Here is an 18342-nt window from a genome sequence, read left to right as displayed (position 1 = left end):
TTCTTCTGTTGCTTTCAACATTGCTTCTTTAGCTTCTTCTGCTGCTTTTTGTGCTGCTGCTTTTTCAGCATCTGCACGAGCTTTTTCAGCTGCTAATCTTTCTTTTTCTTGAACTAAGCCATCACGTGCTGCGATTGCTTCTAATTCTTCATTTGAAAGATTTGCTAAAGTTGCTTTATGTTTTGTAAATGTTGCACTTAATTCAGTTTGTAAATTTTGTAATTGTGCTTCATTTGCTTTTTGTTGATCTAAGTTTTCTTTTTGAGCTTGTTCTTTTGTTTGAACTTGCTCTTTATCACGAGCTTGTTCTTGCATTAATTGACGGTTTGCACCTACTAAGTCAACAATTACTCCAATACGATTTACTACATCTGTAATAGAGTCTGCATTTAGTAAGAAGTCAACGTATGAACGCGCACCATTTACTTGAACTGCACGAGCTTGATCTTTTAATCGTTCATTACGTTCTGCAATTAATGTTTCAAGTTTTGAAATTTCTGCTTTTAGTACTTCTAAGTTTGCTTTAGCAGTTTCTTGTTCTGCTTGAACTGAATTAATTCTTGATTGTACATTTGTTAAATCTTGAGATAATTGTTCTACTTGACCTGCTACTGCTTGTTTTTGATTGTTTAAATTTTGAATTTGAGAATTTGCTGAGTTAATTTGCGAATCAATATCTTGAGCGTTTACTGAAGGTGCTAATGTACCTAATGCTAACGCTGTTCCTGTTACTACGAAAGTTAATAACCTCTTATTCAAATGATTCCCTCCAAACGGTTTTATTTATATAAAAGGCACTATATGAAAGTGCTTATAATCTTGACTGGTATCATCATAACATAGGACTAAAGCCTTATGTTAAATTTCGCAGAATTGTATCTTCATTGTAACAAAACTGTAACATTTCGTTTTATAGCTGATATAATCGCTTTTTTTAACCCCTAATTTGTCATATTTTTCATGACAATTGCATAAGAAAAGGCTAGATTTCTCTAACCTTTTCAGCAAATATTATTTTAATTTGACTAAGAAATATTTTTTCTTCCCACGACGAACTAATACAAAACGTCCTTCAAAGGATTGTTCTGGAGTCCACACATGTTCTAAATCTGTAATTTTTTCTCCATTAATAGAGATGGCACCATTTTGAATATCTTCACGAGATTGACGACGGCTTGGCTCAATTCCTAAATCAACTAACCAAGTTGCTAAGTTTTGTTCTACTTTTTCACTTTCAAATGTTGGCATATTTTTGAACCCTTGTTCAATTTCATCCGCATTTAATTGTTGAACATCACCAGTGAATAAAGCATTTGTAATTTTCAACGCATCTTGTAATGCTGCTTCACCGTGAACAAAACGAGTTACTTCTTCTGCTAAACGTTTTTGCGCTTGACGTTTATGTGGTTCTTCTTGTACAGCTGTTTCTAATGCTTCAATTTCTTCTTTTTCTAAGAATGTAAAGTATTTAATATATTTAATCACATCACGGTCATCTTGGTTTAACCAGAATTGGTAGAATTCATATGGAGTTGTTTTTTCTGGATCTAACCATACAGCGCCACCAGCTGATTTTCCGAATTTAGTACCATCAGATTTCAACATTAATGGAATCGTTAATCCGTAAGCACGAGCTTCTGCTCCTTCCACTTTACGAATTAATTCTAAACCGGCTGTAATATTTCCCCATTGGTCGGCTCCACCAATTTGCACTTGAACATCTTCTTTACGGAATAATTGTAAGAAGTCGATGGATTGTAAAATTTGGTAAGAAAACTCTGTAAATGAAATCCCTACTTCTAAACGACTCGCAACAACATCTTTTGCTAACATTGTATTTAAGTTGAAATGTTTTCCGTAATCACGTAAAAAGTCTAATAATGATAGTTCTTTTGTCCAATCGTAGTTATTCACTAAACGAACTGCTTCTTGGTCTTCTTGGCTTGTTAAGAATAAACGTTTCATTTGAGCAGTTAATTTTTCAACATTATGTTGTACTTGTTCTTTTGTTTGTAAAACACGTTCACTTGTACGTCCACTTGGATCTCCAATAGAACCTGTTGCTCCACCAATAACAATAACTGGACGGTGACCTGCTAATTGGAAACGACGTAAAATCATGAATGGAATTAAATGTCCAATATGCATACTATCTCCCGTTGGGTCCACACCACAGTATAGTGAGACTGCTTTTTCTTGCGTTAATTCACGCAACCCTTCTTCATCTGTCATTTGATTAATGGCACCACGCCACATTAAATCATCAATAATATTCATACAAATCCTCCTTATATTGTTGCAATTTTCTTACACAGTTTTAAGCAAATAAAAAAGTCCCTAATAGCCCAAAAGCTATTAGGGACGACTTTGCCGTGTTACCACCCTTATTGTAGTTAAAAACTACCTCTCAAATCCTTATCGCGGATAGACGCTGTTTGTCACAGTTTGCTCTCAAGTGTACTTCGATTCTAGGTTGGATTGTCTTGCACCTACCGACAATTCTCTTGTTGCTCCGATGCTAGTCTCTACTGCGCTTAATCATTGCTCTCGATTTAATTGTTATCAGTATACTGACAATCCTTAAAACTGTCAACTGCTTTCCTAGCGAACCCAAGCTCCAGTTGCGTCTACTTGATAGCCATCGGATGTTTTTTCTGAAACAGCCATTTTACCACTATCTTTTAAGAAATACCATTTACCAGATGACTCAACCCAGCCTGTCTTCATTTCACCTGATGGTGCAAAATAATACCAAGCATCATTCCATTGCACCCATCCTGTTTGCATGCTACCTGAAGTGTTGAAGTAATACCATTTTCCATCTACTTGAACCCAGCCAGTTTCCATTGCACCAGATTCATTTAAGTAATACCAAACTCCATTCAACATTTTCCAACCTGTTTGCATTTTTCCAGATGTATCGAAATAATACCATTTATCTTTTACTTCTACCCAACCTTTTGAAACGACACCACGTTCAGGAATGTAGAACCAATGTCCATCATCGAATACCCATTTTTCTTGTAAATATCCTTGTTCATTAAAATAGAAATACCCTAAATCTGGTACAGATGTATGAATATCATCACCTTCAACAACATTAATCAAACCTTGTTGGACAACTGGTAATACTTGCCATCCTTTTACAGGTTTAAAGTTATCTCCAATAAATACCCAAGTATTGTCTACTGCTTGCCATTTTAACGCACGTTTTCCATCACGATACAATACTTTGCTGCCGTCTTTTTCAACTTTCCATTCAGGCGTACTATATCTAAATGGTTGTCCACACTTCGATACAGGTACATGTGCATCCCCTTTAACAAGAGCGTTCTCTTGAACTACACATTTTGGAATGATCCCTTCATTTTCAGCGGCTTGAACATTGTTTGTCACTACAAAAGTTGATAACGCCATTGCTCCTAATAAAAACTTCATTTTACTCATCATTTTCACTCCCCTTTACTTGTGTGAATATTATAGCAAACTCTTCTTTGATTTGTCTATATTCGGTGGACATATAATAAAGAAGTATATTTTTCATTTAAAAATAGCGAATCATTATGTTTTGAAGTCATTTCATTTTTATACAAAAAAATAGGGCTCGCCCTCAGATAGAAATCTATCGTCAGACGAATGCCCTATTCAGTCAAAATCGTTATTATTTATTAACGTTTTCCCATTTCCAGCTTACTACTTCTGGAATATCTTCACCGTGTTCACGGATATAGCTGTGGTGGAATTCCACTGTTTCATCCATTTTCGCAGCAAATTCGCTAGCTTTGTCACCATATACAGCAACTGCAGCATCTTTTGCAACGTGGAAGCGGTCCATTTCAGAAAGAACACGCATATCGAATGGAGTTGTAATATCTCCGTTTTCACGGTAACCGTGGATATGAACATTGTGGTTGTTACGATCAAAGAATAAATCACGAATCATACCTTCATATCCGTGGAAGCAGAATACTACTGGTTTGTCAGCTGTAAATAATTTATCAAATTCTTCATCAGATAAACCACGAGGGTCAACTTTTGGAGAACGTAATTTCAAGATATCTACAACGTTGATGAAGCGGATTTTCAATTCTGGGAATTGTTTATGCAAGATTGAAATACCTGCTAATGCTTCTAAGTTTGGTTCAGTACCTGCAGCAGCGATTACTACATCTGGTTCTTCGCCATCTTTAACAGTTGAAGCCCAGTCAATTACTTTGTATCCTTCGCTTACTAATTCTTTAGCTTCTTCTACAGAGTAGAATTGAGGACGTGGGTGTTTAGATGAAACGATTAAGTTAATTTTATCTTCTGAACTTAAAGCTTCAGCCATAACTGCCATCAAGCTGTTTGTATCTGCTGGTAAATATTCACGTACGAATTCTGGTTTTTTCTCAGCTAAGTGAGTTAATAAACCTGGATCTTGGTGAGTATATCCATTGTGGTCTTGTTGGAACACTGTTGATGTTGCAATCAAGTTTAATGATGGATAGTTTTTACGCCATGGAGCGTGAGTTTTAGATTTACGTAACCATTTGAAGTGTTGAGTAATCATTGAGTCTACTACACGTAAGAATGATTCGTATGAAGCGAAGAATCCGTGACGACCTGTTAATACATATCCTTCTAAGAATCCTTCTGCTTGGTGTTCTGATAATTGTGAATCGATTACACGACCAACTGGTGAAATCCATTCATCATAGCTTTCATCACGACGACCAACCCATTGACGGTTTGTTGCTTTAAATACTTCGTTTAGACGGTTAGATTTAGTTTCATCTGGTCCGAAAATACGGAAGTTTTCTGGGTTAGCTTTTACTAAGTCAGCTGCAAATTTACCAAATTCAATCATATCTTGTTTTTGGATAGCACCTGGAGTTGAAGTATCAACTGCATGTTTAGTCCAATCAGTAATTTCCATTGGTTTTACAACCCCTGCATTAGTGATTGGGTTCATGCTCATACGACGGTCACCTTTTGGTGAAATAGCAGCAATTTCTTCTACTAATTTTCCGTTTTCATCGAATAATTCTTCTGGACGGTATGATTTCAACCAGTTTAATAAATGATCGATGTGTTCCATTGATTCACCTGATACTGGAATTGGAACTTGGTGAGCACGGAATCCACCTTCGATTGGTTCGCTGTTCCATTCTTTTGGACCAGTCCATCCTTTTGGTGTACGTACTACTAATACTGGCCAATGAGGCATTGTTGCTTCTTCAGCTTTTTTAGCACGAGCTTCTTTTTGGATTGCTTGAATTTTTTCAATTGCTTCGTCTAATTTTTCAGCCATTAATGGGTGAACTTTTTCAGCGTCAGTTCCTTCAACGAAAATTGCATCCCATCCTAAGCCATTAAAGAATTGAGTTAATTCTTCATCTGTACGACGAGCTAAAATTGTTGGGTTGTGGATTTTACCACCGTTTAAGTAAAGAATTGGAAGTACGGCACCATCATTTACAGGGTTGATGAATGTATTTGAGAACCAACCAGCTGCTAATGGGCCTGTTTCTGCTTCTCCATCTCCGATAACTGCAGCAGCAATTACGTTAGGGTTATCTAAGATAGCACCTGTTGCGTGAGATAATGAGTAACCTAATTCTCCACCTTCGTGAATAGAACCAGGAGTCTCAGGAGCAGCATGTGATGCAATTCCTCCTGGGAATGAGAAAATTTTACACAATTGTTTGAAGCCAGCTTCATCTTGCGTAATATTTGGATATAATTCAGTATAAGAACCATCTAAGTATGAGTTAGATACCATTACTTGTCCACCGTGTCCAGGACCTTCAATGTAGAACATATCTAAGTCATATTTGTTAATAGCACGGTTTAAGTGTGCGTAAATAAAGTTTTGTCCTGCGATTGTTCCCCAGTGTCCGATTGGATGTAATTTAACGTCTTCTTTTTGTACAGGACGACGTAATAGTGGATTATCTTTCAAGTACATTTGTGCTACTGAAATATAGTTAGCTGCGCGCCACCACGCATCCACTTTTGCTAAGTATTCTGGTGTATCAAATTGTGTCATTTATAATTCTTCCCTTCTAGTTTTCTCTTCCAAAGAAAATTTGAAAAATGGCGTTTCAAAAATCCTTCAAAAAATAACCGTCAAGTATTTAACATATCTTTTTTTACTTGTCAAGAAAATTTTAAAAATCAATCATTATTTTATACTATTTTCTAGTTATTTTAGGAATTATTCCGAAAAAACAGTTATCATTTTGAATTTTGAAAACGTTCATAACCACTTTTATTTGACTGTTTGGCTACAAATTTCTTTAGTGGAATGATACAATTTTTTATACCTATGATAGACTGACTGATAGGGTTTGACATTTGATTCTTTGGGATAAAATTCTTTATCATACTCTACTAATTTATCTACACAGCTAGGCATGTTATCATACCATCCTATGGCCACCATTGCAAGCATAGCAGCTCCTTTAGCAGGCCCTTGATCTGTTTTTAAAGTAACCACCTTACATGAAAATATATCCGCTTGTATTTGCAACCATTCAGAGCTTTTAGCTCCACCACCTACTGACACAATTTTTTTAAATTTCTTTCCTACTTCATTTTCCATTAATGTTTTAATATCATTTAACGAAAATGTTACCCCCTCTAATACTGCTCTTGTAAAATGGTCTAAAGTATGTGTTGTATCAATACCGACAAAGCTACCTCTAATATTACTGTCTGCATACGGTGTTCTCTCTCCCATAATGTAGGGTGCAAAAAGTAATCCTTTGCATCCTGGTTCAATATTTTCAATCCCTTTCAGCAATTCAACAAAATCTTTACCTCTGGCAAATACATCTCTAAACCAATGTAAACTATGTCCGGCAGATAAGGTAACTCCCATAGAATAAAATGATTTTGGAAATGTATGATTAAATAGATGCAATTTGCCTAAATAACGGTCGTGAACTTCTTTTTCAAATGTTAGAAAAACACCTGAAGTACCTATACTAACCATTCCAAAATTTTCATTAATTATTCCTGCACCTAAGGCAGCACACGCATTATCTGCCCCTCCCGCAACAACTTTTACTTTATTTTTTAAACTCCATTTTTCTTGTAATTGCTTTCTAAATACGCCTACAATATCTATGGAATCATAAATTTTAGGAAGAATTTTTTTATCTATTTGAAATTCTTCCAATAGATAATCTGACCATTCACCATTTTCTAAATCAAGTAATAACGTTCCTGCAGCATCTGTTTTTTCTGTTGCAAACTCACCTGTTAAGTACCAGACAAGATAATCTTTTGGCAGCATAATATGAGAAACTTTATTCCATAAATCCATTTCATTTTTTTGAACCCATAAAATCTTTGGTAGGGTAAAACCTTCTAAAACTTGATTTTTTGTGATGTTTAATAATTCCTTTTCTACTTTTTGTTTAATTTCCATACATTCTTTTGTCGTACGAGTATCATTCCAAAGTATCGCTGGTCGCAGTATTCGATTGTAATTATCTAACATTACCAACCCATGCATTTGTCCTGATATACTTACTGCTTCTAAACCACTAGCAAAATCATTAATTTTCTCTGTAAATTTATTCATTAAAGCTTCAAATGCTTTAATCCAGTCTTGTGGTAACTGTTCACTATACCCTATTTTTTCATGTATTAATGAGTATTCTTCTGTTTCTTGACCCACAATATTACCATTCTTATCAAAGATAACCCCTTTAAGAGAACTAGTGCCTAAATCCAAACCTAAAACATATGACATAACTAATACTCCTCTCATTCAATCTCATATTTAATCCAACTAAAATAACTATCTTGTAAATAATTTTCTTTTTCTTCATGAAGAAAATTTGGTTTTTTTTGCATTTCAAAAGTTATTCCTTGAAATTTTTTTAATTCTTTTTCCTCATCTTCTAATTTATTTAATGTATAAACAACACATGCTTCTTGATTAGAATAAATAGTCAAAGAATTTTCTTTATTTTCTGAAAGTAATTTTATTTTTGGTTTATTTATATTTCCATCTAAAAAACAATAGGCTAAGTCTATTCCACCTTTACAAATTTCAGATAATTCATTTTTCTGTAAGAAAGCCTCTCTAACTTGTTTTTGATTTTCAAAATTAAAAAAATTATATTCATCTTTCATAGATTCATATTTTCCTGTAGGAACAAATTTATCATCAATTATTTGCAGTAACGAAGGCGCTATTTCCAACCAATGCTTCTGTATAGTTTCACTTTTTTCTCTATTCAAGTTAAAATACATATGATTAGTAAGATTAAAAACAGTTGGTCTTTCTGAACTCCCAAAATAATTTATTATGAAATTATTTCCTTCTAACTTATAAACTATTTTTATTTCCGATTTTTCATACTCTCTACTAATATCTTTAAAAGATAAAACAGCTAAATCATCAGAGAAACAATCAACAATCCACTCTTTTCTAAAATATCCATCTTCTCCCCCATGAAGATATACATCATTTTCATTTGGCTTTAGAATAACTTTTTCCTCATCAAAATCCTTATAAAAGCAAGGATATGTCCTACCTGCATTCCGTCCAATTGTCGCACCTAAAAAATATAGATTATCAGAGTATCTATTCATATCTTTATACTTCAAAACAAAATTTGTTTTATTTTCTTTTTTTTCAATTGATATAACGGTTGCCCCCAACGAAATAAATTCTACCTTCAAAAATTTATTTTCTAATTTATATACTTTCATCCTTTCACCCCGCTATTTACTAAAAAAAGCTTGAGATATTCTCAAGCCTCATAAATATTATTTAAACACGTTTAATATTAGGATCTGTAAATACATCACTTGCATCATCACTATTTGATGAAAATTCAGAAATCACAGCACCCTCAGCCCCCGCTTGAAACCAATGTTTAGTATTAGGCATAATTGTATACTGCTCACCAGGCAATAATAGAATTTCATGTTTCACAGTATAAAAACTTTCTTTCCCGTTAGGAACCTTTGCTTTTACGTCTCCCGATTTACCTTCAACAATTAAATACACAGAACCTTTTCTACATCTAAACGTTTCCTGTTTACCAGGACTACCATTTCTATCTGGATGAAGATGTTCAGGACAAGTTTGATTAGGAAGAAGTACCATTTCTTTAGCGCAATATCTATCATTGTTTTCATAAACGATTAAACTTAATCCTTCAACTTCAAAATTATCCAGTCCAAAATCAGCATATTCAATACTATCTAATTCTTCAGAAGTAAACACTATTTCTGATGATAGAAAATAATTTTTTACTTTTTCTTTTGAGTCTTCCATCTTTTTTCTCCTTCTACTTTTTTATCCAATTTTTAAGTCGTCCCATGAGATTTCTTCTTCCTCTTCTTCAACTAATTCAGGAGTCAAGTTTGGATCCACTTTTGGTTTTAAAATTAAAATTGTTACAGCAGTAGCTAAAGAACCAATCAATAACGCTGCAATAAATGCCCAAGGTCTAGTCATTGTAAATACAGCAAACATTCCTGATGCAGGAATATGACTATCGGCACCCCATAACATACTTAAACCTCCACCAATTGCTCCACCTACACCTGTAGCAATTACATTACGGAACAAATCATTTAAAACAATTGGGAAACAGCCTTCAGTAATTTGGCAAACACCCATTGGAAAGGCAGTTGTCAAAGCATTAATTTCTTGTTTATTAAAGATATTTTTTCTAACAACTTTACCAATAAAGTAAGCCATAGTTAACCCAAATGGTGTAACCATAGAAGCTAGAATTAACACTGTAATCGGTTCATAGATTCCTTCTGAAAATAAAGCAAACACAAAAGCAAATACTACTTTATTAATTGCACCACCATAGTCAATTGAAGCAAAAATACCAATTACCATTCCATAGAAGAATAGTGATGATGAATCTAAACTAGCAAGGTATCCTGTAATTAATCCTGCGAACCAATTAATCGGTCCTCCTATAACATAATACATTAATAACCCTGCAATAAATGAACTAATAAAAGGGATAACTAAAGTCGGCATTAAACCTTCCATCCATGCTGGAACTTTAATATACTGTACAATTGCAGCTACAGTAAATCCTGCTAAATATCCACCGACTAAACCACCTAAAAAACCCGCACCAATTCCTGATGCTACCATTCCTACAATTAATCCCGGAGCAATACCGGGTTTATCAGCAATAGAATAAGCAATTGCAGTAGACACAATCATAGGTAATAACCCTAAACCGTAACCTCCCATAGTTACAAGAGTATCTGCAAATGTAAATCCATTTTTATAACTTTCAATTGTAGCTCCACCCATCATATTTCCAATAGCTAAAAGAAAACCTGATCCGACTACAATTGGTAAAAAGAATGATATAGCTGTCATTAAATGTTTCTTTATTTCAACTTTTTTCATTTTGCCCACTCCCTTTTAATTATTTGTTCAACACAACTTCCTCTAATTTTTCAATAAGTTTTGTTGGAGATTTTACTGCTAATCCTGTAGGAATTTCAATAATTTTTTTACCTTTAAATCGTTCTCTTCCATTAATCTTGATATCGGCAGCAATCAACACAACATCTGCTTCTGAAATCTCAGAAGTATTTAATTCATCTTGAGTTCCAGCTAAACCTTGAGTCTCAATATGAACTGTATGACCTTTTTGTTCAGCTGCTTTAATAATTTTTTCTTTTGCAATATACGTATGAGCAATACCTGCGGTACACGCAGCAATACCTACTATTTTCATAATTTATCTCTCCCTGCATATATTATTGAAAATACAATTTAGCTTTCCCTTCAGAATTAAATAATTTAATTTTATCAATTGCTACTTTTTTAGTTTCTTTCATACATTCTGGGAACATCACATTTGGCTCACGAATTTCACTGTCACTAGCTGCTAGAATTTCTTTTAATTTATTGGCAAAAACAATTTTAATATCGCTTGAAATATTGATTTTATTAATTCCTAATTTTACTGATTGAGAGATTTCTTCATCAGGATTACTTGAACCACCATGCAATACAAGAGGAATTTCAACTAATTTTTCAATTTCTTGTAAAATATCTAATCTTAGTTTAGGTTTCATATTTTTTGGATAAATTCCATGAGCTGTTCCAATTGCAATCGCTAAACTATCTACATTTGTTTTTTCAATAAAATCTTGAGCAACTTCAGGATCTGTATAAATCACTTCTGTGACTCCACCCTCAATACTGTTTCCAGTATCTCCAATAGTTCCCAATTCGGCTTCAACAGATACACCTACTGCATGAGCAGCTTCCACCACTTTCTTAGTAATCGCAATGTTATCTTCATATGATTTATGTGAAGCATCAATCATAACAGAAGTAAAACCTAGTTGAATTGCATGAATAACTTGTTCATAACTAGCTCCATGATCCAAATGGATACATACAGGAACTTTTGAATGATTAGCGTAATATTTTACTTGGTCTACAAAACTATCTGTTAAAAATGATAATTCATCAGGATGAATTGCAATCATAACAGGCGATTCTGTCTCTTCACAAGCTTGCATTACAGCTTCTAACAATTGTCCAGATCCAGCATTGAATGCAGGAACTGCAAACCCAAACTTATTTGCTACTTCTAAAATTTCTTTTCCACTTACTAACATTTTCCAAACACTCCTCTATTTTTCATTTACAAAAATTTGATACAATTGATCAATTGAAGAAACTTCTTTTAGACTATCCAAAAAACTATCATTTGCTAATAAAATAGCTACTTGTTGTAACAACAAAATATGTGTAGTTGTCGCATCAGTATCTTGAACAGCAAATAAAATTACCACTTTCACTCCTTTCTCGTCTAAAGTCTCCCAATTAATTTCATTTTTTAAAACAGCAATTGCAACGGTAGTTTTCTTAACCGCTTTTGATTTTCCGTGAGGGATAGCTATACCATTTCCTATTCCTGTTATTCCTTCACTCTCTCTTAGATACACATCATCCAAAAAATTTACAGCGTTTGTAATATACTCTTTTTTTTCAAGTAAATTAGCCAATTCTAATAAAACTTCTTGTTTTGATTCAGATACCGAATCTACAATTAATAAATCTTTTGAAATAATTTTTGATAAATCAATCTCCTTTGTCATCTATACTCACTTCCTTTCACTAAATGATGAATCATTGCAATGTCTTTATCAGCTAAAATTGGACTTATTGTGACAATCGGTTTCCAGATAACAGTATCTTTAATATTTATCGTACTAAAGATATAATCGACGTCTTTTAAAATCTCAAAATTACTATTCTTTAGCTGTCTTAATCCCATAGTTGATACAATATTAAACTCAGGGAATGCTTTTTGTAATTTTATTTTTAGTAATTCTGATGTCCCAATTCCTGTAGAACAAATTAATAGAATATTTTTTCTATTGGATGAAAAATATTTTTCAAAATATAATGTTAAAAAACCAATTTCTGAAGATGTAATTTCTCCTTCAACATTCAACTCTTTTTGAGTTAACATTACAGCCCTATCAACCAATTTATATGTTTCTAAGTACTCTAACTGAATTTCTTGAAGCATATTGTTTTCTACATAAATTCCTACTCTAATCCTATTTAACATAGGTAAAATGTGATAATAAATATCATTAATTAATTCACTATATTTTATATCTACTTCTTCTGATAAATTAAAGAATTTTGTAACTACTCTCTCAGCAAATTCCATAGCTAAAATTTCATCTTTGCGCCTAAACTTCTTGTACAAACAACTAATAGAATAAATATTTTGAAATAGAAAATAAGATTCCATTTCTTCTAATTTTATCGACAGATAATTTTCGATATTAATTTTAATTTTCTCCGCTAAACCAAATATCGCTTCATTCTTTTGAATAATTTCTTTTTCTGCGTTAGTTAAAGGTTCCTGAGTAGTTAAAAAATTAACCTTTCCTTTTCTATAACGAACGATAACCATATAAATATGAGTAAATATATTAACATCATATGGATACGCAATCTCACTATTATAAAAATCTTCAATAATGTATAATTGATTTTCAATAAATTTCTGATCAAATTTAGAAATTTCTATACCCAATTTTTCAGATATATTATTCTTATTCACCGTTAAAAGAGTCCATTGAATAGCTTTACGGATTTGATTTTCCTTGCCATCTATCCAAACATATGAATTTACACAATGTAAATATATTTCGAATTTCTCTAGATAATCTTCCATATGTTTTAATTGCCTATTTTGAGAACTTTGACTTAAGTACTCACCTTTAAACAATTCTACAATTCTTATTTTTTTAGGATGATTAAATAAGATTTTTAACACTCTTATATTTATCGTCATATTTTCTAAATTTCCTGAAATTTCTTTAATATTCTTATCTAGAAAAAAAACATTTAATTTATAGCCTTTTCCAGTTTCAGAAATTATCAATTCTTGTCCAAACTTTTCTTTTGTAATTTCATTAATCTTTTTGACCATACGATAAATAGTTTTTGGTGTAACAAACATTTTTTGTGATAGATAAGTAGAAGTAGTATAATTTTCATAATTTAACTGATTAATAATAGCTAACTCTTTCAAACTAAATGTCATTCTCCCTCACCTCTCGAATTAATATTAACTCTAAATCCTTCCGATTTATTTCATAATATGTCCACAATTAAAGACAATTTTTGGTAAGCGGTTACTTTTATATATTATACCACTTTTACAGGGATATATTCCGTTTGTTTAGAGAATAAATTTGCTTAAAACATAAAAAATCCCTTCATCATTCGATAAAGGGTTAAATTTTCCAATTATTCTTCTATAAATTCAGCATCGATTACTAGAGGATTAGATTTTTCTTTATAAATTTCAATATTTGCTAAATCATCTTTTGCTAAGTGTTTTCTTAATTTTTCTGCCATGGCATTGAACGTAACATAGGTTAACGCTCCAGAAGTTACTGCTCCTACAATTGGAACAGCTTTCGACACTCCATTGGCAAACATTTTTTTAGACATTTGAACGCCAAGAATAGATGCAATTTTCTTGACGATTGGATAAATAAATCCTTTTGTAAATGCATGTTGGGGTAATTTTTTTGCAACTTGTTTTGCAATTTGGGCAGACAAAGCATGAACCGTATTTACTGCACTATTAACACCAAACATGATTCCGATGAATAAAATGAGTAAATTTTTCGTTTCCTCATTCATTTCTTTTGCATCAAAATTCAGTTCACTCCAACCATATAAATAAATTAACTTTTGCAACACTCGTAAAATATGGGCAAAATATTGCGCCAAATCTGCTGGAAGTGAGCCAAGAATCACAAAACCTCCTGGAAGTCCTGCTGCTGCAGAAATCGTACTTACTTGAGTAGCCTCTCCTTTAATACAACTTTTTGCAATTTGATTAATATCTTCTACTGGAATTCCTGCATATGCTGGATTATATTGAATCGCTAATTCAACTACTTCTAGACGATATCGATCCCTTAATTCTTTTCTTAAAAATAATTCTCTATCAATTTTTACCATGGGAAGTTTTGTCGTTTCCAATAGTAATCGATAAATTTTCAATAATTTCAATATTCTGTCTCCTAATTTATTCCAATACTTTTTGCTTGATTATAGCATAGGTTAATTAAATCAGAAATAGGCATCCTTAAACTTCGTAATAAACCAGACTTTTCCTTGAAATTGTGGCAAGGGACGATAGCAGCCCCTACGGGTCTCATATCTAAAAATCGAGCCACGGTCTCGATTTTTCCCCGTGATAAAAGCTGTTTTCCAGCTTTTATCACCATTGCCACTATTTGGAAAAGTCTAGTTTATTACTTTATATCGCATAACTTTTGTTGCTTACTTTATTTCAGAATTGATATAATTAACTTATCAGGAGGGATTTCTTTTATGACAGACAGCGCATTCTTATTCACACTTAATCCAGATGGTTCAGCAATAATTGGATATGAAGATTATGATGTCGATATTTTTGATGGGGACGATTATGAAGTCACTTACTTATTAGATGCGGATAACTTTACGAATCTCTTGCATCATCTCAATATTCCATTGAATCATGATACTAAAAAACTATTGAAAAAAGAATTCGGGAACCATTTTGACTCTAGAAAATTCGAAGAGTTTTGTAAGGAACATGTTATTACTTATGAACGTAATGTTAGGATTGGATAAAATAAAAGAGAAATCCTCTTTTGATATGGGTTAATCCCCTGAATCATTATTTGGATTTCTCTTTCTTTTATCCAAAAATCCTGTCGGTGATTTCTTACCAACAGGATTCCTAACATCTTTCTTATATACCAATAAACACTTCTACAACCTTCCTAATCTTCTCTAATACGGTTAATTTCTTCTGTTCTCTTGCTCCGCCTCGTCTTGAAACAGCTGGGATGATTTTATCCAATTCATCTCCTGCATATTCAACATGTCCTTTTTCAATCGCTTTTTCAATAAATCGTTTCGAATCATCTTTTAAATTTTCCGCATCAATAACTGCTTCTATTTCTTTTTCCTTTTCTTTTCTTGCATACATGTAAAAGGCTTCTAAAATAGATTCTGTATTTTCTAATGTTGAAAGGTCTGTATTATTGATAAAGCTAATGATTAACTCTTCCTTAGCTCTTGTGCCTAAACTTGAACGAATCACTCTACGTACTTCCGCTTTTAATCGTTCCTTATCATCAAACTCATTTGCTTTTTCCAAAATTAATTTCAATATGTAATCTAAATTAATTTCGTCAGTCTTTAGTAAGTCAATCTCAAATTCTACATCTGAAAAATCAACCAATGTTGCTCCATTTTCTCCACTGGTATTGCCACTTGTAGCATCTCCTCCCTTAGGCGTCAATGCTTCATCTCTAATTTGAATGTAGGCACTCTTCATGTCTTGCATTTGTCTTTCGGTGATATCCTTTTCCACCGTTTCAAATTCATCATAATTTTTCAGAATATTGTCTAGTTTAATCAATTTCCCAAACAGCTGTGCAAAAGTCTTCTTCTCAGCCTCACTTGTAATCTCTGTCGGTTCTGGGAATTTCGATAATATTTCATCGCTAATATCTTTATACCCCGGCACTTTTTCACCCGTAGTTTCATCGATATAACCATACATATAGTCTTCAAATTTTCTTTCGATGATTACTTTAAGACTATTTTCATCTCCAAAAGTCTTAATGGCATCTTTAGTTGCCTTTTCCAAATCACGGAAACAAACGATATTCCCAAAGGTTTTTACTTTATTTAAAATACGATTTGTTCTGGAATATGCTTGAATTAATCCATGATATCTTAGATTTTTATCCACAAACAGTGTATTCAATGTTGGAGCATCGAATCCTGTTAAGAACATTCCTACAACAATTAACAAATCAATTTCTTTTTGTTTTACTTTTAGAGATAAATCTTTGTAGTAATTTTGGAACTCATTTCCATTTGTTGAAAAGTTTGTTTTAAATTGTTCATTATAATCTGCAATTACTTTATCTAAAAATTCTTTTGCAGTAGATCCCATATGTGAAACGTCGAAAGTCTCATCAACAATTTCACCAGCAGAAGATTGTTCTTCATTGGCTGCAAAACTATAAATCGTTGCAACTTTCAATCGTTTTTCTTCTGGCAACGCTGCTTGTTGACGTTCAAATTCTTCATAATACATTTTGGCAGCATCGATACTTTGCACTGCAAACATAGCATTAAATCCATTCAACCGTCTATCTTTAATCGTATAATACTCATTTCGATGTGTTTTTGCATTGAATTTTTCTAAAATATATTTTGTAATTTCAGTAATTCTTTCTGGATGAAGTAGTAACTGTTTTTCTACATGTTTTAATTTTTTCTCGTCATCTTCTGTTTCAACATCTCTAAATTTAGCTTGAATATTATTATAATCCACTTTGAATTTTAGAACTTTTCCATCACGAATCGCATCTGTAATCACATAGCTATGTAACTGAGCACCAAACGTTCCGGCTGTTGTATCTCCAACTAAAGAGTTTTCAGCAAAAATAGGGGTTCCTGTAAATCCAAATTGATAATACTTTTTAAATATTTTTCGAATATTTTTCTGTGCTTCACCAAATTGAGAACGATGGCATTCGTCAAAAATCAATACACAATGTTTGTCATAAATCTCATGTTGACGATATTTTTTAATAAATTCATTTAACTTTTGAATCGTTGTTACAACAATTCTATCATCCATACTTTCAATTGATTTTTTCAATTCTTTAGTATCTTTACTACCATTGACACTATTTTGTTGGAATTTTTGATACTCTTTCATCGTTTGATAATCTAAATCTTTTCTATCCACAACAAAAAATACTTTATCAATAAAATCCAATGAGGTTGCAAGTCTTGCTACTTTGAATGAAGTTAATGTTTTACCTGAACCTGTTGTATGCCAAATAAAACCACCGGCTTCTGTCTTACCGTATTTTTTCGCTTCAAAACTAGAACGAATCTTCCACAAAATACGTTCTGTTGCCGCAATTTGATAAGGTCGCATAATCAACAGTGTATTATTTACATCAAATACACAGTATTTTGTAAGTACTTCTAGTAACACTCGTTTTTCAAAAAATGTTTTTGTAAAATCTTCTAAATCTCGAATTACTTTATTTTTGGCATCTGCCCATTCACAAGTAAATTCATAATGATTTTTATTTTGAGCTGTTGTATTCGCAAAATATCTTGTATAAGTTCCATTAGAAATCACAAAAATCTGAACATATTTATATAAAGAATGCTCACTATTGAAACTTTCTTTACTATACCGATGAATTTGATTAAAGGCTTCTTGAAGACTAACACCTCGTTTTTTCAATTCAATATGCACTAGCGGCAATCCATTTACTAAGACCGTAACATCATATCGATTTTTATGAGTTCCTTCACCTTTCACTTGATTCGTTACTTGGATAAAGTTATTATGAATATTTTTCTTATCAATAATACGGATATTTTCTCGATGCCCATCATCAAAAGTAAAGTCATGAATATGATTTTCTTGAACTTTTCTAGTTTTCTCAATCATTCCTTCACTTGGGACATCTAGATATTCCGCTAAAAATCTTCTCCACTCGCTCTCATTAAATGAAATTTGATTAAGTTTTTCTAGTTGAATTTTCAAGTTACGATATAGGTCTTCGTTTGTTTGAACTTTTAAATACTCATAACCTTGATCAACTAAGTTGGCAATCATTTCTTTTTCTAACTCTGCTTCACTTTGATACGCAGCTTCTTTAATTCTACTAGGCTTTTCAAAATTCGCTAAAATAATTCCATTTGTCATTTCTGCAATAGTGGATGTTTGATACAACGCTTGATCTTCTTTCATAACATTT

The 18342-nt window shown here is 32.6% G+C and carries 15 protein-coding genes and 1 other annotated feature; of the genes, 1 reads left to right on the top strand and 14 read right to left on the bottom strand.

Going from position 1 to position 18342, the window contains the following annotated elements; all coding sequences use genetic code 11:
• The 13 genes from RWZ86_RS01255 to RWZ86_RS01195 form a co-directional block, all read right to left on the bottom strand.
• The coding region (locus RWZ86_RS01255) for a murein hydrolase activator EnvC family protein (protein ID WP_399544650.1) at positions 1-759 on the bottom strand (759 nt) is incomplete at its 3' end.
• A gap of 252 nt (positions 760-1011) precedes the next feature.
• Entirely contained in the window at positions 1012-2277 is a 1266-nt protein-coding gene (gene tyrS, locus RWZ86_RS01250; protein ID WP_314679329.1) for a tyrosine--tRNA ligase, read from the bottom strand.
• Between the two features lie 77 nt (positions 2278-2354).
• Positions 2355-2551 (bottom strand) — a binding site (T-box leader).
• Between the two features lie 50 nt (positions 2552-2601).
• Entirely contained in the window at positions 2602-3447 is an 846-nt protein-coding gene (locus RWZ86_RS01245; protein WP_314679327.1) for a hypothetical protein, read from the bottom strand.
• Positions 3448-3661: 214 nt separating this feature from the next.
• Positions 3662-6031, bottom strand: coding sequence for a phosphoketolase family protein (locus tag RWZ86_RS01240; protein ID WP_314679325.1), 2370 nt, complete (start codon positions 6029-6031; stop codon positions 3662-3664).
• 222 nt (positions 6032-6253) lie between these two features.
• Positions 6254-7744: a xylulokinase gene (gene xylB, locus RWZ86_RS01235; RefSeq protein ID WP_314679324.1), complete on the bottom strand. Its 1491-nt coding sequence runs from the start codon at positions 7742-7744 to the stop codon at positions 6254-6256.
• Between the two features lie 14 nt (positions 7745-7758).
• Positions 7759-8712, bottom strand: a complete 954-nt coding sequence (locus tag RWZ86_RS01230; protein WP_314679322.1) for a hypothetical protein — start codon at positions 8710-8712, stop codon at positions 7759-7761.
• A gap of 61 nt (positions 8713-8773) precedes the next feature.
• Positions 8774-9283, bottom strand: a complete 510-nt coding sequence (locus RWZ86_RS01225) for a D-lyxose/D-mannose family sugar isomerase (protein WP_314679320.1) — start codon at positions 9281-9283, stop codon at positions 8774-8776.
• Between the two features lie 21 nt (positions 9284-9304).
• Complete coding sequence (locus RWZ86_RS01220) at positions 9305-10393, bottom strand: PTS fructose transporter subunit IIC (RefSeq protein WP_314679318.1); 1089 nt, start codon at positions 10391-10393, stop codon at positions 9305-9307.
• 19 nt (positions 10394-10412) lie between these two features.
• Entirely contained in the window at positions 10413-10727 is a 315-nt protein-coding gene (locus RWZ86_RS01215; protein ID WP_314679317.1) for a fructose PTS transporter subunit IIB, read from the bottom strand.
• Positions 10728-10749: 22 nt separating this feature from the next.
• A complete protein-coding gene (locus RWZ86_RS01210; protein WP_314679315.1) occupies positions 10750-11622 on the bottom strand; it encodes a ketose-bisphosphate aldolase in 873 nt (290 codons plus the stop codon).
• 15 nt (positions 11623-11637) lie between these two features.
• The gene (locus tag RWZ86_RS01205; RefSeq protein ID WP_314679314.1) at positions 11638-12105 is read right to left on the bottom strand and encodes a fructose PTS transporter subunit IIA; all 468 of its coding nucleotides are present in this window, start codon (positions 12103-12105) and stop codon (positions 11638-11640) included.
• The gene (locus RWZ86_RS01200) at positions 12102-13574 is read right to left on the bottom strand and encodes a PRD domain-containing protein (protein ID WP_314679312.1); all 1473 of its coding nucleotides are present in this window, start codon (positions 13572-13574) and stop codon (positions 12102-12104) included. The genes RWZ86_RS01205 and RWZ86_RS01200 overlap by 4 nt, the downstream gene beginning before the upstream one ends.
• Before the next feature lie 206 nt (positions 13575-13780).
• Positions 13781-14557, bottom strand: coding sequence for a hypothetical protein (locus RWZ86_RS01195; RefSeq protein ID WP_314679310.1), 777 nt, complete (start codon positions 14555-14557; stop codon positions 13781-13783).
• 324 nt (positions 14558-14881) lie between these two features.
• Here RWZ86_RS01195 and RWZ86_RS01190 point away from each other — a divergent pair, with 324 nt between their 5' ends.
• Complete coding sequence (locus RWZ86_RS01190; RefSeq protein WP_314679308.1) at positions 14882-15166, top strand: hypothetical protein; 285 nt, start codon at positions 14882-14884, stop codon at positions 15164-15166.
• A gap of 121 nt (positions 15167-15287) precedes the next feature.
• Here the strand turns inward: RWZ86_RS01190 and RWZ86_RS01185 are convergent, their stop codons facing one another.
• Positions 15288-18335, bottom strand: coding sequence for a type I restriction endonuclease subunit R (locus RWZ86_RS01185; RefSeq protein WP_314679307.1), 3048 nt, complete (start codon positions 18333-18335; stop codon positions 15288-15290).
• Positions 18336-18342 lie beyond the last annotated feature (7 nt).

It is taken from the genome of uncultured Granulicatella sp. (genome assembly GCF_963545075.1).
GTDB lineage: Bacteria > Bacillota > Bacilli > Lactobacillales > Aerococcaceae > Granulicatella.
The sequence above is the reverse complement of the archived record's forward strand: the minus strand, read 5'-3'. Positions and strand labels throughout refer to the sequence as shown.